Origin of the sequence: Conexibacter sp. CPCC 206217 (genome assembly GCF_030646165.1) — a bacterium.
GTDB lineage: Bacteria > Actinomycetota > Thermoleophilia > Solirubrobacterales > Solirubrobacteraceae > Conexibacter.
The window spans coordinates 312,616-336,657 of sequence record NZ_JAUTDO010000007.1 but is presented as its reverse complement, the minus strand read 5'-3'; the positions used below and the strand labels follow the sequence as shown (position 1 = coordinate 336,657).

General features: G+C 71.9%; 19 protein-coding genes. 1 reads left to right on the top strand and 18 read right to left on the bottom strand.

The window, feature by feature from the left end; genetic code table 11:
* Window positions 1-7 precede the first annotated feature (7 nt).
* Window positions 8-1,345: a glutamate--tRNA ligase gene (gltX, locus tag Q7L65_RS20705; RefSeq protein ID WP_304724063.1), complete on the bottom strand. Its 1,338-nt coding sequence runs from the start codon at window positions 1,343-1,345 to the stop codon at window positions 8-10.
* Between the two features lie 9 nt (window positions 1,346-1,354).
* Between gltX and Q7L65_RS20700 the strand changes: the two genes are divergently transcribed.
* The gene (locus tag Q7L65_RS20700) at window positions 1,355-2,215 is read left to right on the top strand and encodes a deoxyribonuclease IV (protein ID WP_304724061.1); all 861 of its coding nucleotides are present in this window, start codon (window positions 1,355-1,357) and stop codon (window positions 2,213-2,215) included.
* Here Q7L65_RS20700 and dnaE read toward each other — a convergent pair.
* From dnaE to infC, 17 genes are all read right to left on the bottom strand, one after another.
* Window positions 2,212-5,754: a DNA polymerase III subunit alpha gene (gene dnaE, locus Q7L65_RS20695; protein ID WP_304724060.1), complete on the bottom strand. Its 3,543-nt coding sequence runs from the start codon at window positions 5,752-5,754 to the stop codon at window positions 2,212-2,214. The genes Q7L65_RS20700 and dnaE overlap by 4 nt on opposite strands.
* Before the next feature lie 34 nt (window positions 5,755-5,788).
* Window positions 5,789-6,973 (bottom strand): alpha/beta hydrolase fold domain-containing protein, encoded by a 1,185-nt coding sequence (locus Q7L65_RS20690; RefSeq protein ID WP_304724059.1) that lies wholly within the window; start codon window positions 6,971-6,973, stop codon window positions 5,789-5,791.
* 195 nt (window positions 6,974-7,168) lie between these two features.
* The gene (locus Q7L65_RS20685) at window positions 7,169-10,117 is read right to left on the bottom strand and encodes a hypothetical protein (protein ID WP_304724058.1); all 2,949 of its coding nucleotides are present in this window, start codon (window positions 10,115-10,117) and stop codon (window positions 7,169-7,171) included.
* A gap of 152 nt (window positions 10,118-10,269) precedes the next feature.
* Window positions 10,270-10,440 (bottom strand): hypothetical protein, encoded by a 171-nt coding sequence (locus Q7L65_RS20680; RefSeq protein ID WP_304724057.1) that lies wholly within the window; start codon window positions 10,438-10,440, stop codon window positions 10,270-10,272.
* 36 nt (window positions 10,441-10,476) lie between these two features.
* Window positions 10,477-11,781, bottom strand: a complete 1,305-nt coding sequence (locus tag Q7L65_RS20675) for an argininosuccinate synthase (protein ID WP_304724055.1) — start codon at window positions 11,779-11,781, stop codon at window positions 10,477-10,479.
* Between the two features lie 31 nt (window positions 11,782-11,812).
* Window positions 11,813-12,400 carry a response regulator transcription factor gene (locus tag Q7L65_RS20670; protein WP_304724053.1) on the bottom strand — a complete coding sequence of 196 codons (588 nt, stop codon included), beginning with the start codon at window positions 12,398-12,400 and terminating at the stop codon, window positions 11,813-11,815.
* Window positions 12,401-12,510: 110 nt separating this feature from the next.
* A complete protein-coding gene (locus Q7L65_RS20665) occupies window positions 12,511-13,659 on the bottom strand; it encodes an aspartate aminotransferase family protein (protein ID WP_304724051.1) in 1,149 nt (382 codons plus the stop codon).
* 13 nt (window positions 13,660-13,672) lie between these two features.
* A complete protein-coding gene (gene argB / locus Q7L65_RS20660) occupies window positions 13,673-14,542 on the bottom strand; it encodes an acetylglutamate kinase (RefSeq protein ID WP_304724049.1) in 870 nt (289 codons plus the stop codon).
* On the bottom strand, window positions 14,539-15,780 hold the full coding sequence (gene argJ, locus Q7L65_RS20655; RefSeq protein WP_304724047.1) for a bifunctional glutamate N-acetyltransferase/amino-acid acetyltransferase ArgJ: 1,242 nt from the start codon (window positions 15,778-15,780) through the stop codon (window positions 14,539-14,541). Before argJ ends, argB begins: the two co-directional genes overlap by 4 nt.
* Window positions 15,777-16,784 carry an N-acetyl-gamma-glutamyl-phosphate reductase gene (gene argC / locus Q7L65_RS20650; protein ID WP_304724045.1) on the bottom strand — a complete coding sequence of 336 codons (1,008 nt, stop codon included), beginning with the start codon at window positions 16,782-16,784 and terminating at the stop codon, window positions 15,777-15,779. The genes argJ and argC overlap by 4 nt, the downstream gene beginning before the upstream one ends.
* Window positions 16,777-19,269 (bottom strand): phenylalanine--tRNA ligase subunit beta, encoded by a 2,493-nt coding sequence (gene pheT / locus Q7L65_RS20645; protein ID WP_304724043.1) that lies wholly within the window; start codon window positions 19,267-19,269, stop codon window positions 16,777-16,779. Before pheT ends, argC begins: the two co-directional genes overlap by 8 nt.
* 13 nt (window positions 19,270-19,282) lie before the next feature.
* Window positions 19,283-20,332, bottom strand: a complete 1,050-nt coding sequence (pheS, locus tag Q7L65_RS20640; RefSeq protein WP_304724041.1) for a phenylalanine--tRNA ligase subunit alpha — start codon at window positions 20,330-20,332, stop codon at window positions 19,283-19,285.
* Window positions 20,329-21,063: an RNA methyltransferase gene (locus Q7L65_RS20635; RefSeq protein WP_304724039.1), complete on the bottom strand. Its 735-nt coding sequence runs from the start codon at window positions 21,061-21,063 to the stop codon at window positions 20,329-20,331. Before Q7L65_RS20635 ends, pheS begins: the two co-directional genes overlap by 4 nt.
* 106 nt (window positions 21,064-21,169) lie before the next feature.
* On the bottom strand, window positions 21,170-21,535 hold the full coding sequence (gene rplT, locus Q7L65_RS20630) for a 50S ribosomal protein L20 (protein WP_304724037.1): 366 nt from the start codon (window positions 21,533-21,535) through the stop codon (window positions 21,170-21,172).
* The gene (rpmI, locus tag Q7L65_RS20625) at window positions 21,532-21,735 is read right to left on the bottom strand and encodes a 50S ribosomal protein L35 (protein WP_304724035.1); all 204 of its coding nucleotides are present in this window, start codon (window positions 21,733-21,735) and stop codon (window positions 21,532-21,534) included. The genes rplT and rpmI overlap by 4 nt, the downstream gene beginning before the upstream one ends.
* A gap of 31 nt (window positions 21,736-21,766) precedes the next feature.
* Window positions 21,767-22,861, bottom strand: coding sequence for a glycoside hydrolase family 3 N-terminal domain-containing protein (locus tag Q7L65_RS20620; protein ID WP_304724033.1), 1,095 nt, complete (start codon window positions 22,859-22,861; stop codon window positions 21,767-21,769).
* Window positions 22,862-22,892: 31 nt separating this feature from the next.
* Window positions 22,893-23,942 (bottom strand): translation initiation factor IF-3, encoded by a 1,050-nt coding sequence (gene infC / locus Q7L65_RS20615; protein WP_304724031.1) that lies wholly within the window; start codon window positions 23,940-23,942, stop codon window positions 22,893-22,895.
* Window positions 23,943-24,042 lie beyond the last annotated feature (100 nt).

Genomic DNA, 24,042 nt, shown 5'->3' with positions numbered 1-24,042 from the left:
AATGGGCTCAGGCGCCGATACGCGCCAATGCGGCGTCGATGCGCGCGAGCGTCTGATCGCGTCCCAGCAGCGCCACGGACTCGAAGATCCCGGGCGAGATCGTCGTGCCCGCGATCGCCACGCGGACCGGCTGGAAGACGTGCTTGGGCTTCCATTCGTTCGCCTCCAGCACCCCACGCAGAGCGGCCTCGACGGACTCCTGCGTGAACGGCTCCAGCGTCGCCAGCACGTCGCGCGCGGCCTGCAAGCCTTCGTGCGAGCCCTCGACCGCAAACGTCTTCTCCCACGCTCTGGCGTCGTCGCCGGGGCCGTCGAAGAAGAAGCCGGCCAGCGGCCAGAAGTCGGCGAGCGTCTGGATCTTCTCGCGGCTGATCTCGACCGCGTCGCGCAGTCCGCTGCGACCCGTGAACGTCTCCAGCCGGCTCGTCAGCTCGTCGACCGACAGCTCGCGCAGGTAGATGCCGTTGATGTGGCGCAGCTTTCTCTCGTCGAAGACGGCCGGCGACTTCGAGATTCTCTCGAGTCTGAGCAGCTCGGACAGCTCCTGCACGGTGAACAGCTCGCGCTCGGGGTCGAAGCCGGCCCCCAGCAGCGCGACGTAGTTGTTGACGGCCTCGGGCAGGTAGCCCTGGTCGCGCAGCTCCTGCACGGAGGCGGCGCCGTGGCGCTTGGACAGCTTCTTGCCGTCCGGGCCGTGCAGCAGCGGCAGGTGCGCGTAGACGGGCGCTCTCTCGCCGAGCGCCTCGAACACGAGCAGTTGCTTGGGCGTGTTGGAGAGGTGGTCCTCGCCGCGCACGACATGCGTGATGCCGGCGTCGAGGTCGTCGATCGCGACCGCGAAGTTGTAGAGCACAGAGCCGTCCGCACGGGCGATCACGGGGTCGTCCATGTGCACGTGCTGGAAGGTCGCGTCGCCGCGGATCGCGTCGTGTACGACCGTCTCACCGTCGTCGGGCACGCGCAGGCGGATCGCGCCCGCGTCCTGCGGCGTGCCGCGATAGCCGCGGTCGTCGCCGTGCTGCGCCTTCCACGCTCTGACGTCGTCGCCGGTCGCGGTCGTGCGGTACGCGTGGCCGGAGTCGAGCAGCTTCTGCAGCGCCTCCTGGTGGCGCGGCGCGTTCGCCGTCTGGAAGATCGGCCCCTCGTCGAAGTCGAGCTGCAGCCAGCTCAGCGCGTCGAGGATCTGCTCGACGTTCTCGGGGGTGGAGCGTTCGCGGTCGGTATCTTCGATCCGCAACACCAGCCTGCCGCCGCTGCCACGGGCGAGCAGCCAGTTGTAGAGGGCTGTGCGTGCGCCGCCGATGTGCAGCGCGCCTGTCGGAGAAGGAGCGAATCGAACTTTCATGGAGTCAGCATGCTAATCGGCACCCACGTGTCACAGGCCGGAGGTCTCGACAAAGCGGTCGAGCGCGGTGTCGAGAGAGGCTGCCGCTCGATCCAGATCTTCAACCAGTCGCCGCGGATGTGGAGACCGACCGCGTACTCCGAGGACGACTTCGCCGCCTTCAGAGCCGCGATGGACGACTCGCCGATCGACGCGGTCCTGATCCACGCGGTCTACCTGATCAACTGCGCCAGCGAGGATCCCGAGATCCGCAAGAAGTCGCTCGCCTCGCTGCAGCAGTCGCTGCGCGTCGCGGACGGGATCGGCGCAAGCGTCGTGCTGCACCCCGGCTCGGCGCTGAGAGGCGAGGTCGGGCCGGCGATCGCGCGCGCCGGGAAGGTCTTCGAGGAGGCGCTGGCGGAGACCGACCACAGCCTGCTGCTGCTGGAGGACACCGCCGGCACGGGCGGCACGCTCGGCCGCTCGTTCGAGGAGCTGCAGGAGCTGATCGACGCCGCCGGCGGCGGCAGACGGCTCGGCGTCTGCCTCGACTCCTGCCACCTGCTCGCGTCCGGCTACGACGTGCGCAGCATCGAGGCGCTGACGGAGACGGTCGACCGCTTCGACGCGGCAGTCGGCCTCGACCGCCTCGGCGCCGTGCACCTCAACGACTCGCAGACGCCGCTGGGCTCCAACCGCGACCGCCACGCCAACCTCGGCGAGGGCGAGATCGGCGAAGCGGGCATAAGCGCGTTCCTCTCCGAACCCCGCTTCGAGGACCTCCCCGTCGTGCTGGAGACGCCTGGGCCGGACAAGAGAGGGACGACGGCGGAGGAGATCGTCTACGCGAACAGACTCCGCAGAAGAGGGTTGAAGGCCCGTAGAGGCTAAGCCGCCGCGGGAGCCGGTGCTTCCAGCATCGCGCTCCCGAGGAGGTGGTCCAACTCCGCCTGCAAGGCCGCGTTGCGGGCGACCTTGTAGGTCGGGCCGAGGCGCAGGGTGCGGGGGCCGACGGAGGTGTGGATCTCCAGGTAGACGTGCGACTCGCCGGGGAAGTTCTCGATCACCGACTTGAGGTCGTCGATCACGGTTGCGCGCAGGGCGGTCGCGTCGAGACGCAGACGGAACGGCGGCGGGCCGACCGGCACCTTCGCGGCCTCCTCCTTCGCCTTCTCGACCTCTTCCTCGGTCGGCGCGAACAACTCCGCCTCCTGCACCACGACGGTCGTCTTCGACGCGTCCTTGTGGTCGACGCGGCCGCGCAGCGTGATCACGGAGTCCATCTCGAACGCCTCCTCGGAGGCGGCCAGGACTCTGCCGAAGATGAGGATCTCGACCGTGCCCTCGAGGTCGTCGAGGGTGGCGAACATCATGTGGTCGCCTCTCTTGGTCCGCAGTCTCTTCGCTTGCGTGATGATGCCGCCGACGGTGACCCAGTCACCGTCCTTTCTGTCCGTCAGCTCGGCCAGCGTGCAGTCGACCTTCGCGCGCATCGCCTCGCGCACCGCCTTCAGCGGGTGTGCGGAGATGAACAGGCCGATCGACTCCTTCTCGGCCGCGAGCATCTCGGCCTGGTCGAACTCCTCGGCCGGGATGCCGGGATGCGTCGGCGCGGCGAACGCGGCCGCCGCCGCCCCGGATCCGCCGACCTCGGGCCCGAGGTCGAAGATCGAGCCCTGGCCGATCAGCGCGTCCTGCTGCGCCTTCTGGCCGGACGCCTGCGCCTGCTCCAGCACCGACAGCATGCCCTTGCGGGAGGCGCCGGTGGAGCTGAAGGCGCCGCACTTGATCAGCGCTTCGATCGCCTTCTTGTTGACGGACTTGTTGTCGACGCGCTCGCAGAAGTCCCACAGCGAGGTGAAGGGGCCGTCCTCCTCGCGGGCGCGCTTTATCGCCTCGACGGCCGCGTAGCCGACGCCCTTGACGGCGTCGAGGCCGAAGCGGATGTTGCCGGCGACGACCATGAAGTCGTGGTCGGACTCGTTCACGTCCGGCGGCAGGATCTCGATCCCCATCTGCTCCGCCTGCGCGGCGAAGAACGGGACCTTGTCCTTCGTGTCCATCACGGAGGAGATCAGCGCGGCCATGTACTCGGCCGGGTAGTTGGCCTTCAGCCAGGCGGTGCGGTACGCGATCAGCGCGTAGCAGGCGGCGTGCGACTTGTTGAACGAGTAGTCGGCGGACTTCTCGTTCGTCGTCCACAGCCACTCGATCACCTGCTCCGGGATGTTCGACGCGCGGCAGCCGGCGACGAACTCCGGCTGCAGCTGTGCCATCGCCGCACGGTTCTTCTTGCCGATCGCCTTGCGGAGGTCGTCTGCCTTGGCGCCCGAGAAGCCCGCCAGCTGCTTGGCGATCTGCATCGCCTGCTCCTGGTACAGGATCACGCCCTTGGTCGACTCGAGGATCGGCCGCAGACGCTCGTCCGGGTAGGAGATGCCGTCGGGGTTGCGCTTGCCGCGCGCGTACGCCGGGATCTGGTCCATCGCGCCCGGGCGATAGAGCGCGTTGAGTGCGATCAGGTCCTCGAGCTCGGTCGGCCTGACCTTCTTGAGCGACTCGCGCATGCCCTCGGACTCGAACTGGAAGACGCCGACCGAGTCGCCGCGCGCCATCATCTCGTACGTCTTGGCGTCGTCCAGCGGCAGCGTCGTCATGTCCGGCCGCGCGCCCGTCGAGCGCTCGATGATGTCGAGCGCGTCCTCGATCACGTCGAGGTTGCGCAGGCCGAGGAAGTCCATCTTCAGCAGGCCCAGCTCTTCGACGGGCTTCATCGAGAACTGCGTCACCGTGCGGTAGACCTTGTCGCCTCTGGCGTCGGTGCCGGCGTCGGCCAGCTGCAGCGGGACGATGTCGGTCAGCGGGAAGCCGGCGATCACGACCGCGGCGGCGTGGATCGACGAGTTGCGCACGATCCCCTCGAGACCCTGCGCGACGTCGACGATCTGTCTGGAGACCGGGTTGGAGTCGACCTCCGCACGCAGCGGCTCGCCAGGCTGCAGGCAGTCCTCGAACGACGGCGGACGGCCCATGATCGGATCCGGGATCAGCTTCGCGAGCTTGTCGCCGGCGCCGTAGTCGTGGCCCAGCACGCGCGCGGCGTCACGCGTCGCGGCGCGCGGGAACATCTTGCCGAAGGTGATGATCTGCGCGACCGACGCTCTGCCGTACTTCTCCGTCACGTATCTGATCACGCGCTCGCGGCCGCGGACGGAGAAGTCGATGTCGATATCAGGCATCGACACGCGCTCGGGGTTGAGGAAGCGCTCGAACAGCAGGTCGTAGGCGAGCGGGTCGACATCGGTGATGCCGAGCGTGTAGGCGACGATCGAGCCGGCGGCCGAACCACGGCCCGGGCCGACCGCGACGCCGTTCTCCTTCGAGTATCTGACGAAGTCCCAGACGATCAGGAAGTAGGCGTTGAAGCCCATTCTGTCGACGACCGCCAGCTCCATCTCCATCCGCTCGACCGCCTCGGCCGGCAGCGGCGTGCCGTAGCGGCGGTGCATCCCCTCCAGCACGAGGTCGCGCAGGTACTGTCTCTCGTCCTCGCCGTTGGGCGTCGGGTAGCTCGGGATCAACTGGCCGCCGAGCGGGATCTCGACGTTGCAGCGCTCCGCGACCTCCAGCGTCGTCGGCAGCGCGTCCGGCCACTCGGCGAACGCGTCCGCCATCTCCTGGTTGGACTTGAGGTAGAACTCGTTCGTGTCGAACGTCATCTTCGGCTCGGCCAAAGTCGACTTCGTCTGAACGCACAGCAGCGCGGTGTGGTGGTGGTAGTCCTCGCGGCGCAGGTAGTGGACGTCGCCGGTGCCGACGAGCGGACGGCCGACCTCGCGCGCGATCCGCACGATCCCCTCGTTCGCCTTGTCCTGGTCCGCGATGCCGTTCTTCTGCACCTCGAAGTAGACCTGCTCGCGCCCGAAGATGTTCATCAGGTCGTCGACGTGCGCGCGCGCCTCTTCGGGGCGGTCGTTGACGAGCCGCTGGCAGAAGCGCGAGGCGAGGCAGCCGGTGAGCGCGATGATGCCCTCGGAGTGCTTCGACATGATCTCGAAGTCGACGCCGGGCTTGCCGCGGTGCAGGCCCTCGAGGAAGCCGGTCGAGGAGAGCTTGACGAGGTTCTTGTAGCCGACGTCGTTCTGCGCCAGCAGCGTCAGGTGGTTGCGCTCCGCTCTGCCGTTGCGGAAGTGCCGGTCGTCGACGACGTACACCTCGCAGCCGATCAGCGGCTTGATGTCGTGCTTCTTGCAGGCCTTGTACATCTCCACGGAGCCGTTCATGACGCCGTGGTCGGTGAGCCCGAGAGCGGGCTGACCGAAGGCCGCGGCACGGGCCGCGAGCGCCTCGATCTTGCACGCGCCGTCAAGCAGCGAGTACTCGGAGTGGACGTGGAGGTGGGCGCAGGCCTGAGCTGAGGAGGAAGACATCGGGATAGTGAGAATAGGCGGCCCCGCGGACACCTTACGGATCGCCCGGCGCCGTTTGGGATCGCGGCGCGTCGGCCTCCGGCGGCAGCTCCGCCGCAGTCGCCGCGTCATCGATCGTGGGTGGCGCGGGAGAGCTCGCAGGTGCCAACACCGAGCTGGCGAACTGCCCGATCAGCTGCAGCGCCGTGCGCGCCTCCGGCGTCCCGGCCCACAGCGGCACGACATGCGGCTGGCGCTCGAACACGTGCATCTCGGCAGGGCGGGCGAGCGCGTCGTCGGCTCCCGCCGCGCTGTCGGCGCCGTCCGCCTTCCTCGCCGCGCCGTCCGCGCCGGCCCCCGCCGCCAGTCCCGTCCCGTGCGAGCGCCGCGCGATCGCGCGCGCGTCGTCGAGCAGCAGCTCGGTCGAGCCGACCTGGATGTGCAGCGGCGGGATCGCCTCGCGCCACAGCTGCTCGGGCGCGAACAGCGGCGAGATGCGCCAGCCGGCCGGGTCCGCCCCGCCCGCCGCGACCTGCGCGAAGCGCTTCAGCGCGACCGGCGGGATGAAGGGGTCGATCAGCCCGTTGCGCGTGAACGACTCGCCGCTGTGCGTCAGGTCGGCCCAGGGCGACAGCAGCACGAGTCCCGCCGGTCGCGGCAGCCGCGCCTCGACGGCGTGCAGCGCCAGCGCGAGCGCGAGGTTGCCGCCGGCCGAGTCGCCCGCGACGACGATCCGCTCCGCGCTGCGCCCCTCGGCCAGCAGCTGCGCGTACGCCGCCAGCGCGTCCTCGATCGGCGCCGGCAGCGTCGCCTCCGGCGGCAGTCGGTAGTCGAGCGAGAGCGCGGCGAGCCCGCTTACGTGCGACAGCCGCGAGACGAGGTTGCGATGCGTGCGCGGGGAGCCGAAGACGTACCCGCCGCCGTGCAGGTAGAGCAGGATCGGGGCGTCGGTGGCGGGGGCGGCGTGCGGCGACACGCCGGGCTGCTCCAGCGCGCGCGGGGCGAGCACCCACTCGGCCGGGCGGCCGCCGACCCGCGCGGGCACGACGCGCGTCCCGCGCAGCACCGGGACGCGGCCGCTGGGATCGGTGACGCGCTTGAGCAGGCGGATGCCGCGCGGGGTCAGTCGCCACGAGCGCGCGAGCGGGATCCAGGTGCGCCGCAGCGTCCGCTCCAGCGCGCGCGTCTGCGCGCTGGCGGGACCATGAAAAACCTCGCCCAGTGGCGGCGCCTCCAGCATCGGCGCCAGCCTAACCGCGGCGTGTCGGGCCACGAGCCGGTTCCCGCGCACCGGCACCCGCGTGACCGAGGAGCGCAAATTTGCTGTCGTATAACCACAGCAAACTGGCGGTGGTGGAAATCGGACACGCCAAGAGGACGCCGTGGCCGCAGGTCAGCGGCGCGGGCGAGCAAGCGCGGCGCGCGAGCCGCCCGCTCAGGAGTGGGGGAACTCGGTCTGGCGGATCCAGCTGCGGATGCGCTCGAGCGCGGCGAGATCGCCGTCGATCACGCCGCCCTCGCCGGGCGGCGGGGTGATGCCGGCCAGCAGCGCGAGCAGTGCGCCCCTCGTGCAGCGCAGCGTGACGGTCGGCTCCTCACCCGGGCGCGTGCGCAGGACGGAGAGGGGCGCGCCGTGCTGTATCCGCAGCCAGGCGTCGGGCGGACCGCCCGGAAGCGGCGCGTGGGCGATCGTGAAGCGGTGACCGAACGTCGCGGACGAGTCGATCGCCAACGCCGCGAGCCACAGCGCCAGCGCCGGCTCCAGCGTCGCGCCGCTGGCCGCGAGGTCCCGCAGCGCGAGCGGCTCGCGCGTGAGCGCCCGCAGCTCGCGCAGGCGGCGGCGGGAGCCGCGCACGCGTGCCCGGCGGCGCAGTCCGCGGCGCGTCAGCAGCAGCCTGGCGAGACCGGTGTGCGTCGATATCACGCGGAAGTCGAGCCCGTGCGCGTCGCGCGGACCGTCAAGCGCTCTGACCACCGCCTGCCCGTCCCTCACGTCGACGGAGACCGTGCCACGGTCCGACAGCACCAGGTCGTACGCGAGCGCGCGCGTCGCGACGAGCCCCTGTGCCGGCAGCATCCCCACGACGATCCGCCCGGCCGTCTCCGGATCGTCGCGGCCGAGCCGCCTCAGGGCGAGCGGCAGCCACGGCGCCGGAGGGCCCGTCGGCGCGGGGACAGCCGTTGCCGTGCGCACGGCGACGGTCGTCGCCGGCGACTGGTCCGCCTCGCGCGCCGACGGCGCGGTCGCCTGATCCTCGTCGTCAGCCGGCGGCAGCGTCGCCTGATCGTCCTCGTCCACCGGCGGCGCGGTCGCCCGCAGCCGCTCGCGAGCGGCGTTGAGTCGGTTGGCGTCGAAGCCCGGCAGGGGCGCGGCCGGCACAGCGGCCGGATCAGCGACCGCGTCGGCTTCCGGCGACACGACTCCCTCCTCAGACGCAGTCGGAGCTGCAGGTGCGTCCGGCTCTGCAGGCGCAGCCGACTCAGTCGGCGCAACCGCGGAGGGCGCATCCGGCTCCGCCGCGCCCACCTCGAGCCGCTCGACCAGCGGCGGCTGCGAGACCCTCGTCGCGGCGGTCGCCTCGGGGTCGTTGTCCGCCGCAGGTATCAGCGACCGGGTCGGCGAGCCGCGCTCGGTCAGCATCCGCAGCGCGTTGGCGGCTTCGAGCTCGCCGCGAACGCGCCTCAGCGCGCCCTCGATCCGCTGCTCCGCGTCCATCCGCGACGCGACGGCGCGTTCGAGCGCGACGACCTGCTCGCGCAGCTCGCGCTCGGTCTCGGCCTGTCTGTCGAGCCGCGCCTGCAGGCGCCCCGAACGCTCGCGCTCCAGCGCCAGCGCGGTCACCGATATCGCTCGCGCCGACCCTCTGCCGGCGGCCGTCAGCGGCTGATCGATCGGCGGCACGAGCGCGCGTGGCGTCACACCGCCCGGATTCAGCGCCCGCGCGGCCGCGCGCTCGTCGACCAGCCGTCGCTCGCGCTCCAGCGCGGACGCGCCAGCGCTCGGCGGATCGGCATGTGTCGCAGGTGATGCGCCGCTCGTCGTCTCGCCCGCGGCCACACCACGACGCGCCCGCGCGAGCGTCAGCTCGGCGCGCAGGCGGCCGGCCCAGTCGGCCGGTGCGCCGGGGGCGGCAGACGGGGATCGATCCCCGGCATGCGGTCCTGGTGCGGCGGCGTCCGACTCATGCGCGGCACGATCCAGCGCGAAGCCCGAATCCTCCGGCCCGTCCTGCTCGGCCTGCTCCGCGGCACCCGCCGCCGCGAGCACCGCGTCGGCACGCTGCTCGGCTGCGGCGTGGTGCTCGTCGCGAGTGCGGTCGAGCTCGCTGCGGAGGGCGTCGCGCTCGGCGCGCGCCTGCATCAGCTCGGTGCGCAGCGCCTCGCGCTCGGCCTGCTCGTGGGCGACCTCGACGAGAACGGCGTCGGCGCCCTCGCGTGCCGCGCTGGCTTCCGCGCGCGCGGAGGCCAGCTCCATCTCCAGCTGCTCGAGCTCTTCGACGACGCGGCGGCGCTTCTCGCGCGCGGCCGCGCGCTTGGCCTCCGCCCGCCGACGCGCCGACTCGGCGGCGGCGGCGACCTGCTCGGCCTCCGTCACCCGCGCGCGCAGCGCTCCCAGCTCCGACGCCGCGCGAGCCGCCGCCTGGCGCGCCCGCTCCGTCTGCTCGGCCAGCTCCCTGCGCTGCTCCTGCGCGAGCGCCTCGGCACCCGCGACCCGCGCGGCCAACTCGTCAGCCGCCTCTGCGCGCTCGCTCCGGTCGCTGCGCTGCGCCGCCGCTTCAGCCTCCGCTCGTGCCAAACGCGCCTGCAGCTCCTCGCGCTGGGCGCTCGCCTCGGCCTCCGCTCGTGCCAAACGCGCCTGCAGCTCCTCGCGCTGGGTGCTCGCGTCGGCCTCCGCGCGTGCCAGGCGCGCCTGCAGCTCCTCGCGCTGAGCGCTCGCCTCAGCCTCCGCTCGCGCCACGCGCGCCTGCAGCTCCTCGCGCTGCGCCGCGGCCGCGGCCTCGGCGCGCTGCGCGCCCGCCTGCAGGTCCGCCAGCTGCGCCTCGAAGTTGCGGGTGCGGTCGGCGAGCGCCTCGCTGGCCTCGATCCGCTGCGCCTCCTCCCCGTGCGAGCGCTGCTCGGCTGCTCTGAGGGCGCGTTCGCGCTCGGCGACGAGGCGACTGAGGCGCTCGGGCTCGCGCCGGGCCTGCTCCAGCTCGGCCTCCAGGCGCGCGCGTTCGGCCGCCAGCTCGGCGGCGAGCGCCTGTGCGTCGGCGGCGCGGCGCGACGCGACCTGCTCGCCCAGCTCCGCACGCTGCGCGCGGCGCTCGGCGAGCACCAGAGGGTCGACGACGTTGGCGTCGCCGAAGGGCGCGTCGTCGTCAGGCGGAGGTTCTGGCGGGTTCATGAGGCGCATCGCAAAGGCGTTGAAGACCGCAGGCTATCCCGCGACGCGGACGCGTGCCGAGCCGTCGGCGCCGATGAATGCAGTCCTGCAGGAAGCCCACACGAAAGCTGCGAGAAGCGCACAGGGCCGCAAACATCGGCCGCGCCGAAACGTCAGTCGTCGTGGTGCGAGGCGAAGCGGCGCTGCGCGACGACGATGCCCGCGGCGATGCCGGCGGCTACGAGCGCGCCCGCGCCGATCTTCTTCGGCGCGGTGCCGTAGCGCCGTCGCAGGTACCAGGTGCCGCCCTTCCAGACGGCCCAGCCGAGTGCCTTGTAGTACATGGGCCCGACCCTACCCGCGGACGGAGCCGAGCAAGCTCACTCGTTCGACGACGGCTCGCCGCGCTCGCGCAGCTTGTGCGCCATCCGCGACTGCAGCGACCACAGCTCGATGAAGCCGGGCGACGCAGTCTGCGAGAAGAGACCGCCGGACTCCGCGAACGACGCGAGCGTCGCGTCGTAGACGGCGTTGGGCGACTCGCGCGTTACGACGCGCAGCGAGCCCTTGTAGAGCTTCAGCCCGATCTTGCCGGTCACCTGCTCGTTGACGCGGTCCTGGTAGGCGTCGATGTCGCTGCGCAGCGGCTCCCACCAGAGGCCGGCGTAGACGAGGTAGCCCCACTTCTGGTCCAGCCCCGTCTTGAACTGGTTCTGGTGGATCGTGCCGACGAGGTGCTCGAGCTCCTGATGGGCTCTCAGCACGATCGCCGCGGCCGGCACCTCGTAGATGTCGCGCACCTTCAGCCCGACGATCCGGTCCTCGATGTGGTCGACGATGCCGACGCCGTGCTTGCAGCCGATCTCGGCGACCTGCTCCAGCAGCTCGACGAGCCCGAGACGCGCGCCGTTCAGCGCGACCGGCACGCCCTCGACGAACTCCAGCTCGACCGTCTCCGGCTCGTCGGGCGCCAGCTCGGGCCGCGTCACGAGCTGGAAGACGTCGTCCTCCGGCGCATGCGTCAGGTCCTCGATCCAGCGGCCCTCCGACGAGCGGCCCCAGAGGTTGTCGTCGATCGAGTACGGCGTGACCTCGGTGCCGCCCTTGACGGGGATCCCGTGCTCGCGCGCGTAGGCGATCTCCTCCTCGCGGCCCATCTGCCAGGAGCGCACGGGGGCGATCACCTTCAGCTCGGGGCCGAGCGTCGCGATCGTCGTCTCGATCCGCACCTGGTCGTTGCCCTTGCCGGTGCAGCCGTGGGCGATCGTGTCGCAGCCGGTTCTGCGCGCGTACTCGACCGCGAGCTTCGCGATCAGCGGGCGCCCGAGCGCGGTGAAGAGCGGGTAGCCGCCGCCGTAGAGCGCGTTGGCCTTGATCGCGGGCTTGACGAAGTCGTGCGCGAACTCCTCGCGCGCGTCGACGACGTGCGTCTCGATCGCGCCGATTCTGAGCGCCTTCTGGCGGATCACGTCGTAGTCCTCGCCGGGCTGGCCGAGGTTGACGGTCAGGCAGACGACCTCGGCGCCGTACTCGTCGGCGATCCACTTCAGCATGACGCTCGTGTCGAGACCGCCGGAGTAGAGCAACAGGACGCGCTTGACGGCAGCCGGGTCGGCCTCGTAGCTGGCGGTCCGCGCCGGTGCGGTGGCGATGCGGTGGACTTCGGTCTGAGTAGGCTCGCTCATTGCGGCCGAGACTCTACGCGATGGCCTGGCTTCACGCCCTCGCGCGTGAAACCGTCGGCGCCAGCCGCGCCAGCAGCCGCTCGATGCGCCCCTCCAGTTCCTGCGGCCGCACCCCGAGCGTCTGCGCCATGTCGGCGCCTGGCGTGCCGTCGAGCAGCATCGCGACGATCGGCCAGTCGGCCTGCGGAATCCGCGCGCGGGCGTCCTGCAGCCGCTCGGGCGTGACCGGCGCCAGCAGCCGCTCACCTCTGTGGACGCGGCGGATCCCGTTGAACAGCTCCAGCACCGGCTCGGTCTTGTCGATCATCCCGTCGGCGCCCGCCAGCGTCGCCGCGACCGCCAGCTCGTCGTGCGCGAAGGCGGAGTAGATCAGCACTCTCGCGTGCGGGTCGAATGCCTTGACGCGGCGGCAGAGCGCGAGGCTGTTGCCGCCCGGCATGTGCAGGTCGAGCAGCACGAGGTCCGGGCGTGCCCGCTGCACGAGCTTCCAGCCCTCCTGCTCCTCCGCCGCCGATCCGACCGGCACCAATCCCGGTTCGCTGCGCAGGACGGCCACCAGGCCGGCCCGTACTGCGGGATGGTCGTCGACGATCAGGATGCGAATCACGGGCCTCGCCATGACCTTACCCGTGCATGCGCGCGAACGTGCCTCCCGTTCAGGCGAACGCGTGTCAGACGATCGGCCTTCCCGCTCGGAGTGCGCGCGTATCGGACGCACGAGCACGCCGCTCAGACGACCGCGGCGATCCGCCCGATCGCGTCGTCGAGCTCGGCGTCGCCGACGGTCAGCGGCGGCAGCAGGCGAACCGTGCCGGGGCCGGTCGCGTTGACGACGAGCCGCTGCTCCAGGAGCGCGCGTCTGGCGACGGCCGGCGCCTCGGGCACGTCGAAGCCGACCATCAGCCCGCGGCCGCGCACGTTGCTCAGCTGCGGCAGCGCGCGCAGCCGCTCGCGCAGCCGCTCCCCCAGCTCGCGCACGCGCGCCAGCAGCTGAGGATCCTCCAGCACGTCGAAGGCGGCGTTGGCGGCGGCCGCGACGAGCGGCCCGCCGGCGAAGGTCGAGCCGTGGTCGCCCGGCTGGAAGACGTCGGCCAGGCGCGGGCCGGTCACGAGCGCGCCGATCGGCAGCCCGCCGCCGAGCGCCTTCGCGCTCGTCAGCGCGTCCGGCACGACGGGCGTCTGCTCGTACGCCCACAGCGTGCCGGTGCGGCCCATCCCGGTCTGCACCTCGTCGAACACGAGCGCGGCGCCGACGCGGTCGCAGGCGGCGCGCGCGGCCAGCAGGAACTCGTCGGACAACGCATGCACGCCGGTCTCGCCCTGGATCGGCTCGACCAGCACCGCGGCGGTCCGCTCGCTGACGACGCCCTCGAGCGCCGCGACGGTCGGCTGGATCGGCACGAAGCCCGGCACCAGCGGCGCGAACGGCACCTGCTTGGACTCCTGCGTCGTCGCGCTCAGCGAGCCGTAGGTGCGGCCGTGGAAGCCGCCGTGCAGCACGACGATCTCACCGCGCGGCTTGGCCTTGCGCACGAGCTTCAGCAGCGCCTCGTTGGCCTCCGTGCCGGAGTTGCAGAAGAAGACCTTGCCGCCGAGCGAGCTGGTCGCGAGGCGCTGCGCGAGGCGCATCGCCGGCTCGGTGTAGAAGAGGTTGGTGACGTGCGTGAGGCGTCCGACCTGCTCGCGCACCGCCGCGACGACCGCCGGGTGGCAGTGACCGACGTTGAGGACGGAGATGCCGGAGAGGAAGTCGAGGTACTCGTTGCCGTCGGCGTCCCACAGGCGCGTGCCCTCGCCGCGCACCATCTCGACGGGGTAGCGCGCATACGACGGGATCACATGCTCGGCTTCGAGCGCCTGCAGTTCGGTGAGCGACATCGGGCTTCCTTGGCTAGATCGCCGGCTTGACCATCGTGCCGAGGCCGGCGTCGGTGAACAGCTCCAGCAGCAGCGAGTGCGGCACGCGGCCGTCGACGATCACCGCGGAGGTGACGCCGCCGTGGATCGCGTCGATGCAGGCCGCCAGCTTCGGCCGCATCCCGCCGGAGATCTCGGGCAGCTGACGCTCGACCTCGTCGGCGGTCACCTCGGTGATGACGCTGGACGGGTCCGACGGGTCGCGCAGCCAGCCGCGCACGTCGGTCAGGAACATCACCTTGTAAGCGCCGAGCGCGCGTGCGACTGCGCCGGCCGCCTCGTCGGCGTTGATGTTGTACGAGTTGCCCTCGCGGTCGGAGCCGACGGAGGCGACGACCGGGATGTAGTCCTGCGCGACGTGCGTCAGGACGTCGGTGTCGACGCGCTCGATCCGCCCGACGAAGCCGATGTCCTCGCCGTTGGGAGCGGTCTGGCGCGCGGCGCGGAAGAGCAGGCCGTCGTCGCCGCAGAGGCCGACCGCCGGCTGGCCGTGGCGGTTGATGCGCAGGACGATGTCCTTGTTGACCTTGCCGACGAGCACCATCTTCGCGACCTCGACGGTCGCTCTGTCGGAGACGCGCAGGCCGGAGACGAACTCGACGGGCAGCCCGAGCCGGTCCATGTAGGCGGTGATGTCGGGGCCGCCGCCGTGCACGACGATCGGGTTGATCCCGACGTACTTCATCAGCACCACGTCGCGCGCGAACTCCTCGCGCAGCGCCGGATCGGTCATCGCCGCGCCGCCGTACTTGATCACGACCGTCTTGCCGTGGAAGTCGCGGATATAGGGCAGCGCTTCGAGCAGCGTCGCGACGTCGCGCGGCGGGGCGGGCTGGGGCGTCATGTCGTGTACTCCGCGTTGATCGTCACGTACTCGTGCGAGAGGTCGGAGAAGAAGACCTCCGTCTCCGCGCCCTCGCCCGGCAGCGCGATGACGTACTCGACCTCGTCGCGCAGGACCGCTCTGTCGAGGGCGGCCGCGTCGAAGCGCAGCGCGCTGCCGTCGGCGAACACCGTCACGCCTTCGATCGCGATGTCGAAGTGCAGCGGTGCGGTGTCCAGCAGCGCCGCTCCGACCGCCTGCGCGATCCGGCCCCAGTTCGGGTCGCCGCCGTGCAGCGCCGTCTTCACCAGCGGCGAGTTGGCGACCGCGCGCGCGACGTGTTCGATCGCGCCGGGCTCCTCACCGCTCACGACGAGGCGGCCGATCCGCTTGGAACCCTCGCCGTCGGCGACGATCTGCAGCGCGAGCTGGCGCAGCAGCGCGTCAAGCGCCTCGCCGAGTCGCAGCTCGTCCTCCGACAGCGGCTCGACCTTGACGCCGCTGGCGCCGCTGGCCATCAGCACGACGGTGTCGTTGGTCGACAGCTGGCCGTCGACGGAGATGCGGTCGAACGAGCGCTTGACGGTCACGCCCAGCAGCAGCTCGGCCGTCTCCTGCTCCAGCGCCGCGTCGGTCTGCACGAAGCAGAGCATCGTCGCGAAGTTCGGCTGGATCATCCCGGCGCCCTTGCACTGCGCGCTCAGGCGCACGTCGCCGGACGGCAGCTCGACGACGAGCGAGGCGCGCTTGACGAACCTGTCGGTCGTGCGGATCGCCTCGGCGAAGTCACGGTCGCCGTCGGTGCGCAGCTCGCCGCGGACTCGCTCCAGCCCGCTCAGCAGGCGGTCGAGCGGCAGCGGCACCCCGATCACGCCGGTCGAGGCGACCGCGACGTGGATCTGCTCGACGCCGGCGACCTCGGCCGCCTTCGCCTGCGTCGCGAGCGCGTCGTCGACGCCCTGTCGGCCGGTCGCCGCGTTCGCGTTGCCGCTGTTGGCGACGATCGCGTGCAGGTGCGTCACGTCGGCGTGCTCGCGGCTGACGATCACCGGCGCGGCGAGCACGCCGGAGCGCGTGAAGCGTGCCGCGCTGACGGTCTCCAGCGCATCCGCGACCAGCAGCCCGAGGTCCTTGGCACCGCCCGGCTTGACGCCCGCTGCGACGCCGGCGGCGCGGAAGCCGCGCGGAAGCCCGCCCTCGTCCTCGTGGACGTGGCCGGGCCGCGGGACCCAGCGGGAGCTGAAGAACGCCGCGCTCATGCGATCCCGAGCCCTTCCTCGAAGCCGAACATCAGGTTGAGGTTCTGGACCGCCTGCGACGAGGTGCCCTTCCAGAGGTTGTCGATCGCGGCGAAGACGAGGATCCGGCCGGTGCGCGCGTCGACCTGCGTCGCGATCCGCGCGATGTTCGTCTCGCGCACGTCGCGCACGCCCGGCGAGCGCCGCGTCAGCTCGACGAACTGCTCGTCCGCGTACGCGTCGGCGTAGAGGTCGCGCACGGCCTCGTCGCTCGTCGCTCGCGTGGGCGTGACGTAGGCGGAGATCAGCTCGCCCTGGTCCAGCGGCACGAGGTGCGGCACGAACGTGACCTGCAGTCGCGCGCCGAGCAGCGCCAGCTCCTGTTCGATCTCGGGCGTGTGGCGGTGGCCGGCGATCCCGTAGGCGTTGACGTTCTCGTCGACCGTGACGAAGTGCGTCTTCTCGGTCGCGGCGCGGCCGGCGCCGGAGACGCCCGACTTCGCGTCGATCACGACGTCGCCGATCAGGCCCGCGCGGGCCAACGGAGCGAGCCCGAGCAGCGCGGCGGTCGGGAAGCAGCCGGGGTTGGCGACGACGCCGGCGTCCGCGATCCGCCCGCGGTACCCCAGCTCCGGCAGGCCGTAGACGGCGCCGTCGATCAGCTCCGGCGCGGCGTGCTCGCCATACCACTGCTCGTACGTCGCGACGTCGCGCAGGCGGAAGTCCGCGGACAGGTCGATCACGCGCACGCCGCGCTCGCGCAGTTGCGCGACGACGGGAGCGGCGGCGTGGTGCGGGTAGGCGACGATCGCGGCGTCGACGTCGCCGTGGCGATCGAGGTCCAGCTCCTCCATCGCCAGCGGCACGCGGTGGCGCGGGTAGAGATCGTCCAGGCGCCGGCCGACGTCGGAGCGCGACGTCAGCGCGGCCAGCTCAAAGCGCGGATGGCGCTGCAGCAGCGCCGCCGCGAGCGCGCCGGCGTAGCCGGACGCGCCGAAGACGGAGACCTTCGGTCCGTCAGGCACGCAGACTGCCCCCCAACTCGGCGAGCGCCTCCTCGATCGCGGTGCGGCGCTGCCCGACCTCCTCGTCGGTCAGCGTGCGGTCGGGGGCGCGGAAGGCGAGCCGCAGCGCCAGCGAGACGTTGCCCTCGCCGACCTGGGCACCGGCGTACACGTCGAACACGCCTGCGTCGGCAAGCAGCGGACCGCCCGCTCTCCGCACCGCGGCGACGACGTCGCTGGCCGCCACCGTGTCCGGCAGCACGACCGCGAGGTCCTGGCGCACCTCCGGGAAGGAGGTGTAGTCCGCGTAGACGGCCGCGCCTGGCACGGCGGCGATCGTCACGTTGAGGTCGATCGAGAACGCGGCCGTGCGCTCGAGGTCCCAGTCGGCGGCGATCGACGGGTGCAGCTCGCCGATCCAGCCGACGACGATCTCGTCGGCGCCGCCCTGCGGCGTCACGATCACGCGCGCGCTGCGGCCGGGATGCAGGAACGGCTCGCTGCCGGGCTCGACGCGCCAGGTCACCCGCAGCGTGTCGAGCAGATGCGCGAGCACGCCCTTGGCGGCGAAGAAGTCCGCCGGCGGCGGCTGCGACTCGCGCCAGCTGGCAGGGCGCAGCGCGCCGGTCAGCAGCGCGGCGAGCGTGTGCGGCTCGTGCGGCAGCGCGCCGTCCTCGCCGCGCACGAAGACCGCGCCGGACTCGAAGATCGCCACGTCGGGGATACCGCGCGTGACGTTGCGCTGGGCGACGTCGAGCAGGCCGCCGAGCAACGTCGTGCGCAGCAGGCCGTGCTCCGCCGACATCGGGTTGTCGACCGCGATCGCGGCGCGGCGCGGATCGTCGGCGGGCAGCCGCAGTCTGTCGGCCAGCTCGGCCGGTGACCAGCTCCAGCCGATGATCTCGTGCAGGCCCGCGCCGGCCAGCGTGTCGGCGGTCGTGCGGCGCAGCTGCTGCCACTGCGTCAGCCGCCCGGCCGCGCCGCGCCGCAGCGGCAGCGTCGCGGGCAGGTTGTCGACGCCGTCGATCCGCGCGACCTCCTCGATCAGGTCGGCCTCGCGCGTGACGTCGTTGCGGCGGAAGTGCGGGACGGTCACGTCGAGGCCGGCGGCCGTCGCAGCGCCGCCGTTCCCGGTCGCGGCAGCGTCGCCGCCGGCTGCGGTCGCGTCGCCGCCCGCATCGACCGTCTCGAACCCGAGCGCGTTGAGGATCTCCGCACTGCGCGCCCGCGGGATGTCCGCGCCGAGCAGCCCGCTGACACGCGCGTCGCGCAGGCGGATCGTCTGGTGCGTGCCGTCCCAGCCGGACGGGCCGGCCTCGTCGAGCGTGCCCTCGCGGACCGTCGCGCCGGCCAGCTCGACCAGCAGCCGCGTCGCGACCGCGAGCGCCTCCTGCGTCTGCTCCGGCGAGAGCCCCTTCTCGTAGCGCGACGACGCCTCCGAGCGCAGCGCGAGCCGCGTCGAGGTGCGCTGGATGTTGGGACCGTTCCAGGTCGCCGACTCCAGCAGCACGCGGGTCGTGCCGCCGTGGACCTCGGAGCGCGCCCCGCCCATCACGCCGGCGAGCGACGTGGGCCCGTCGGCGTCGGCGATCACGACCATGTCGGCGTCGAGTCTGCGCGTCTCGCCGTCGAGCGTCTCCAGGACGTCGCCCTCGCGTCCGTCGCGCACGACGAGCGTGCCGCCGGCGATCCGGTCGAGGTCGAATGCGTGCAGCGGCTGCCCCGACAGCAGCATCACGTAGTTGGTGATGTCGACGACGTTGGAGATCGGCCGCTGACCGGCCGCCATCAGGCGCGCCTTCAGCCAGTACGGCGACGGGCCGACCTTCACGCCCTCGAAGATGCGGGCGCTGAAGCGCGGGCAGCGATCGGTCTCGACCGTCACCGCGATCCCGTCGAGCGGGCCGGCGGAGCCGGTGTCGTGCTCCCACGGGGCCGGGCCGAGCGGCGCGCCGGTCGCGGCGTGAACCTCGCGCGCGACGCCGTAGATGCCGAGGCAGTCGGGCCGGTTGGGCGTGATCTCCAGCTCCAGCACGTCGGTCTCGAGCGGCAGCACGTTGCCGAGCGGGGTGCCGGCGATCAGCTCGTCGGGCAGCTCCATGATGCCGTCGTGGTCGACGCCGACGTCGACCTCGGACTCGCCGAGGATCATCCCCTGCGACTCGACGCCGCGCAGCTTCGCCTTCTTCAGCTTGGTGCCGTCGGGCAGCCGCGCGCCGGGCCGCGCGAGCGCGACCGTGATCCCGGCGCGCGCGTTCGGCGCGCCGCAGACGACCTGCGCCGGCTCCGCCTCGCCGATGTCGAGCGTGGTGACGCGCAGGCGGTCGGCGTCGGGGTGCTGGACGGCCTCCAGCACCTTCGCGACGACGAAGTTGTCGGAGCTCGGCACGCCGTGGTGGTGGACGCGGTCGACCTCGGTGCCGGTCAGCGCCAGGCGCGATGCGAGCGCGCGCGCGTCCAACTCGGGGTGAACGTGCTCGTGGAGCCAGGAAAGCGGGACCTTCATCGCGTTGCCTTCCTCAGAACTGCCGCAGGAAGCGGAGGTCGTTGTCGTAGAAGAGGCGCAGGTCGGAGACGCCGTGCTTGAGGAACGCGATCCGCTCCACGCCCATGCCGAACGCGAAGCCCTGGATCTTCTCCGGGTCGTAGCCGTGCTCTCTCACGTAGGAGAAGACGTTCGGGTCGACCATCCCCGCGCCGAGGATCTCGATCCAGCCGGTGCCCTTGCAGATCGGGCAGCGCGAGCCGTCCTTCAGGTGGCCGCTGCCGCCGCAGTTGAAGCAGGAGACGTCGACCTCGACGCTCGGCTCGGTGAAGGGGAAGAAGTGCGGCCGCAGGCGCACCTCGCGCTCGTCGCCGAAGATCGCGCGCGCGAACTGCAGCAGCGTCCCCTTGAGGTCGGCGAGCGTGATGTCCTCGTCGACCGCAAGACCCTCGATCTGGTGGAACTGCGGTGTATGCGTCGCGTCGCTGTCGCGGCGGTAGACGCGGCCGGGGACGATCAGGAAGATCGGCGGCGGCTGCAGTTCCATCGCGCGCACCTGCATCGGCGAGGTGTGCGTGCGCAGGACGACGTCGTCGGCGACGTAGAAGGTGTCGCTCTTCAGCCGCGCCGGGTGCGCGGCGTCGTGGTTGAGCGCGTCGAAGTTGTAGTAGACGCGCTCGACCTCGGGACCCTCGGCGATCGTGAAGCCCATCCCGACGAAGACGTCCTCGATCTCGCGGCGCGTCTGGCTCAGCAGGTGCAGGCCGCCGGCCGGCGGCAGCGGCGCGCCCGGCAGCGTCACGTCGACGCGGTCGGCGGCGAGCTGCACGTCCAACTCGGACGCCGCCAGCTGCGCGTTGCGCGCGTCGATCAGCGCCTCGAGCGCCTTGCGCGCCTCGTTGGCGGCCTTGCCGACCGGGCCGCGCTGCTCGTGCGGCAGCTGCGCGACGCCGCGCAGCATGTTCGGCAGCTCGGCTCTGCGGCCGAGCCATCTGACGCGCGCCTGCTCCAGCGCGTCAGTCGTGGTGGCGGCGGCGACCTCGGCCTCGCCCGCCCGTCTCAGCTCGTCGATGCGCTCGATCATGCGGCGCCCATCCTATGGTCAAGCGCGCTGTCGCCGCGGGTTGCCTCGTACAGCGCGATCGTCGCCGCCATCGCCGCGTTGAGCGACTCCGATCGGATCGGGATCCGCACCGTGCGGTCGCATGCGGCGAGCACCTCGGGCGGCAGCCCTGCCCGCTCGGCACCGATCAGCAGCGTCGCGTCCTCGCGCAGCGGCCCCTGCAGCGTCCCGGCAGTCCCGTGCGCGTCGAGCGCGATCGTCGTGCCGGGCAGCTCGGCGACGCTGTCGGCGCGCGCGATCGGCACCTGGAACAGCGCGCCCATGCTCGCCCGCACCGCCTTCGGTCCGAACGGGTCCGCACAGCCGGGGCCGAAGACGACGCACGCGGCGCCGAACGCGAGCGCGCTGCGCAGCACCGTGCCGACGTTGCCGGGATCCGTGATGCCGTGCAGGTAGACCGCCAAGGGACCGGTCGGCGCGGGCGCCCAGCGCTGCTCGTAGACGGCCAGCGCACGCGTGCCGGAGCCGAGCTGGGAGACGTGCGCGAGCACGTCCGCCTCGACCTCCGCGCCGCCGAGCCCGCTGCCCGTTGCGCAGAAGCGCTCCAGCGCGCGCCAGCCGGCGGCGTCGGCGGCGGCGAGCAGGTCCTCGCCCTCGGCGACGAAGCGCCCCAGCTCGTCACGACCGCGCTTGCGCGCGAGCCGGCGCACGTCCTTGAGGCGCTCGTTCTGGGGTGAGGTGATCGGTGGCATCGGTCGCGGGAGCTGGGTCGGAGCTGGACAGGTCGAATCGTTTAAACAGAAAGGGCGCCGTCCAAGAGGAGTCGGCGCCCGTTTCGGGAGAAGCTGGTGGGGTGCTCTACGCAGCCGCCGCCAGCGCCTCGCGGGCCTTGTCGGCGTAACGTCGGAACGTGTCCGCGTCGCGCACGGCGATGTCAGCGAGGATCTTGCGGTCGAGCTCGACGCCGGCCAGCTGCAGGCCGTGCATGAACTGCGAGTACGAAAGGTCGTTGATGCGCGCGGCCGCGTTGATACGCGTGATCCACAGGCGACGGAAGTCGCGCTTGCGGTTGCGGCGATCGCGGTAGCGATAGGCATCGGCCTTGAGGAGCGCTTCCTTCGCGCGTCTGTAGTTCGAGTTGGCCTCCCCACGGAAGCCTCTCGTCATCTCAAGGACTTCACAGCGCTTCTTGCGCGCGTGGACGGAGCGCTTGACGCGGGTCACTTGCCCACCTGGCCGAGCAGCTTCTTGATGCGGGGCGCGTCATGGTCGGACATGATCGCGGGGCGGCCGAGCGCGCGCTTGCGCTTCGGCGACTTCTTCTCGAGGATGTGGCTGGTGAAGGCGTGCCGACCACGGACCTTGCCCTTGGCCGTCACCTTGAAGCGCTTCTTGGCGCCGGAATGAGTCTTCATCTTGGGCATTGGGACGGAGAAGTAAAGCAAACTCTGAGAATCAACGCAGGCTCGCTTGCAGCGCAAGCGAGCGATCCGCGCCGGCATCGATCGTCGCACGCGGCAGCTGACCGCGCTGCACGGCCCGCACGAGCGCGGCGGCACCACGGTCGGCGGCCGCCTCGGTCTGGCAGAACAGCAGCAGGTCGTTGCCGGCCCGCACGGCCGCCAGCGCCTTGCGCTCCGGCGACAGGTGCGCGATCGCCGGCACCTCCAGGTCGTCGGTCACGACGACGCCTCTGAAGCCGACGACGTCGCGCAGCTCCTGCGTCGCGATCCGCGGCGAGAACATCGCCGGGCGCGAGTCGAGCGCCGGATAGACGCCGGTCGAGACCATCACGAGCGGGATGCCGCGGCGCGCGGCGTCTCTGAACGGCAGCTCGTCGTTGGCGCGCAGCGTCGCGAGCGGGACGTCGATGCGGTTGAGCCGCAGGTCCTCGTCGTCGCCGCCGCGACCGAGGCCCGGGAAGTGCTTGGCGCTCGCAAGCACGCCGCCGGCTCTGAGCCCGTCCGCGAAGGCGCCGCCGAGGCGGCTGACCTGGGCGGGCGTCGAGCCGTAGGTCCGCCCCAGCTCCAGCACGCTCGACCCGGGCAGGCCGAGGTCGAGCACCGGCGCGAGGTTGACGTTGACGCCGACCGATCTGAGGTTGGCCGCGGTCGCGACGCCTGTGCGGCGCGCCAGCGACGCGTCGTTGCGCGCGGCGACCTGGACCGGCGACAGCAGCGGCGCCCCGGAGAGCCGCTTCACGAGGCCGCCCTCCTGGTCGATCATGATCAGCAGCGGGCGGCTGCGCAGGGCGCGCGGGCCCTTCTGCCGCTCGGCCTGCAGCTGCGCGGTCAGCGCTCTCAGCTGCGTGCGCGAGGAGATGTTGCGCGCGAACAGGATCACGCCGCCCAGCTCGCCGCGGCGGATCTCGCTGGCGAGCGCGGCGGGTACCGTCGTCCCCGGCAACGACCCGATCACCCGCTGCCCGACCGACTGACGCAGCGTCAGCGACGACGCGAGCGAGGTCGGAGCGGCGACCGCCTGGGCGGGCGCGGCGTGCGGGGCGGCCGCGCCGAGCGCGGCCACCATCGCAAGCAGAGCGGGGATCATCGGCCGTCCAGCGCCGCCGTGACGGCGCCGGTCAGCTGCCGGAGGCGGCGGGGGCGCCCTCGGGCACCTCGTCGCCTCTCGGAGCGGCTCTTCTGGCAGCCGCTCTTCTGGCAGGCGCGGCTCTCGCCGCAGGTCTTCTGGCGGGCGCGGCAGCTCTCGCCACCGGCGCTCTTCTGGCAGCAGCGGCTCTGGGCGCGGCTCTCGCCGGCGCGGCTCTGGCGGCCTCAGCTCTCGCCTCAGCCGGCGCGGCTCTGGCGGCCTCAGCTCTCGCCTCAGCGGGCGCGGCTCTCGCGGCCTCGGCTCTCGCCGGGGCAGCTCTCGCGGCCTCGGCTCTCGCCTCAGCAGGCGCAGCTCTGGCAGCCTCGGCTCTCGCCTCGGCGGCCGGCGCCGTCTCAGCAGCCGCAGCGTCAGCTCTCGGCGCGGCCTCCGCGCTCACAGCGGCTCTCGCCGCCGGCGCCTCGGCTTTGCCATTCGCCGCCGGATCGGCTCTTCTCTGGCCGCTCTGGCTCACGGCGAGCTCAGCCTCGGCCAGCACCGTCTTGGACGGGCCGAGCATCATCGTCATGTTGCGGCCGTCCTGGATCGGACGCTGCTCGATGACGGCGATGTCCGCCAGTTCCTCGGCAAGTCTCTCGAGCAGCATCGAGCCACGCTCGGGATGCGTCACCTCGCGGCCGCGGAACATGATCGTGACCTTGACCTTGTCCTTGTGCCTGAGGAAGCGGGTGACGTGCCCCTTCTTCGTGTCGTAGTCGTTCTGCGCGATCTTCGGCCGGAACTTGATCTCGCGGATCGTGATCTGCTGCTGGTGCTTCTTGGCGGCCTTGACCTTCTGCGCCTGCTCGTATCTGTACTTCGAGTAGTCGAGCACGCGGCAGACGGGCGGGCGCGCGTCGGCGGCGACCTCGACGAGGTCGAGATCACGCTCCTGCGCGTACCTGAGAGCGTCCGGCGTCTTGAGGATGCCGATCTGCTGGCCGTCTTCACCGATCAGGCGCACCTCTGGAACGCGAATGCGTTCGTTGATGCGCGTGGTGTCCCGCTCTGGCGGGCGCCGGTCAAACCGTCGAGGGACCGGCATTACGAAGCGTCGTTCTGTCGCGTCAAGAGTTGCGCGACGTGTTGGTCATGAGCATCAAGGGGCCGCAGTATAGCGGCGTCGGCGACGCTCGACAGGGACT

Excerpts from the sequence above, each read along its gene's own strand:
- argB (WP_304724049.1), bottom strand. The coding sequence starts at position 14,542 with ATGACGCCCCAGCCCGCCCCGCCGCGCGACGTCGCGACGCTGCTCGAA.
- rpmI (WP_304724035.1), bottom strand. The coding sequence starts at position 21,735 with ATGCCCAAGATGAAGACTCATTCCGGCGCCAAGAAGCGCTTCAAGGTG.
- pheT (WP_304724043.1), bottom strand. The coding sequence starts at position 19,269 with ATGAAGGTCCCGCTTTCCTGGCTCCACGAGCACGTTCACCCCGAGTTG.
- Q7L65_RS20620 (WP_304724033.1), bottom strand. The coding sequence starts at position 22,861 with ATGATCCCCGCTCTGCTTGCGATGGTGGCCGCGCTCGGCGCGGCCGCC.
- Q7L65_RS20690 (WP_304724059.1), bottom strand. The coding sequence starts at position 6,973 with ATGCTGGAGGCGCCGCCACTGGGCGAGGTTTTTCATGGTCCCGCCAGC.
- Q7L65_RS20700 (WP_304724061.1), top strand. The coding sequence starts at position 1,355 with ATGCTAATCGGCACCCACGTGTCACAGGCCGGAGGTCTCGACAAAGCG.
- infC (WP_304724031.1), bottom strand. The coding sequence starts at position 23,942 with ATGCCGGTCCCTCGACGGTTTGACCGGCGCCCGCCAGAGCGGGACACC.
- Q7L65_RS20670 (WP_304724053.1), bottom strand. The coding sequence starts at position 12,400 with ATGGCGAGGCCCGTGATTCGCATCCTGATCGTCGACGACCATCCCGCA.
- dnaE (WP_304724060.1), bottom strand. The coding sequence starts at position 5,754 with ATGTCTTCCTCCTCAGCTCAGGCCTGCGCCCACCTCCACGTCCACTCC.
- Q7L65_RS20675 (WP_304724055.1), bottom strand. The coding sequence starts at position 11,781 with ATGAGCGAGCCTACTCAGACCGAAGTCCACCGCATCGCCACCGCACCG.
- argJ (WP_304724047.1), bottom strand. The coding sequence starts at position 15,780 with ATGAGCGCGGCGTTCTTCAGCTCCCGCTGGGTCCCGCGGCCCGGCCAC.
- Q7L65_RS20685 (WP_304724058.1), bottom strand. The coding sequence starts at position 10,117 with ATGAACCCGCCAGAACCTCCGCCTGACGACGACGCGCCCTTCGGCGAC.
- Q7L65_RS20635 (WP_304724039.1), bottom strand. The coding sequence starts at position 21,063 with ATGCCACCGATCACCTCACCCCAGAACGAGCGCCTCAAGGACGTGCGC.
- Q7L65_RS20665 (WP_304724051.1), bottom strand. The coding sequence starts at position 13,659 with ATGTCGCTCACCGAACTGCAGGCGCTCGAAGCCGAGCATGTGATCCCG.
- gltX (WP_304724063.1), bottom strand. The coding sequence starts at position 1,345 with ATGAAAGTTCGATTCGCTCCTTCTCCGACAGGCGCGCTGCACATCGGC.
- Q7L65_RS20680 (WP_304724057.1), bottom strand. The coding sequence starts at position 10,440 with ATGTACTACAAGGCACTCGGCTGGGCCGTCTGGAAGGGCGGCACCTGG.
- pheS (WP_304724041.1), bottom strand. The coding sequence starts at position 20,332 with ATGATCGAGCGCATCGACGAGCTGAGACGGGCGGGCGAGGCCGAGGTC.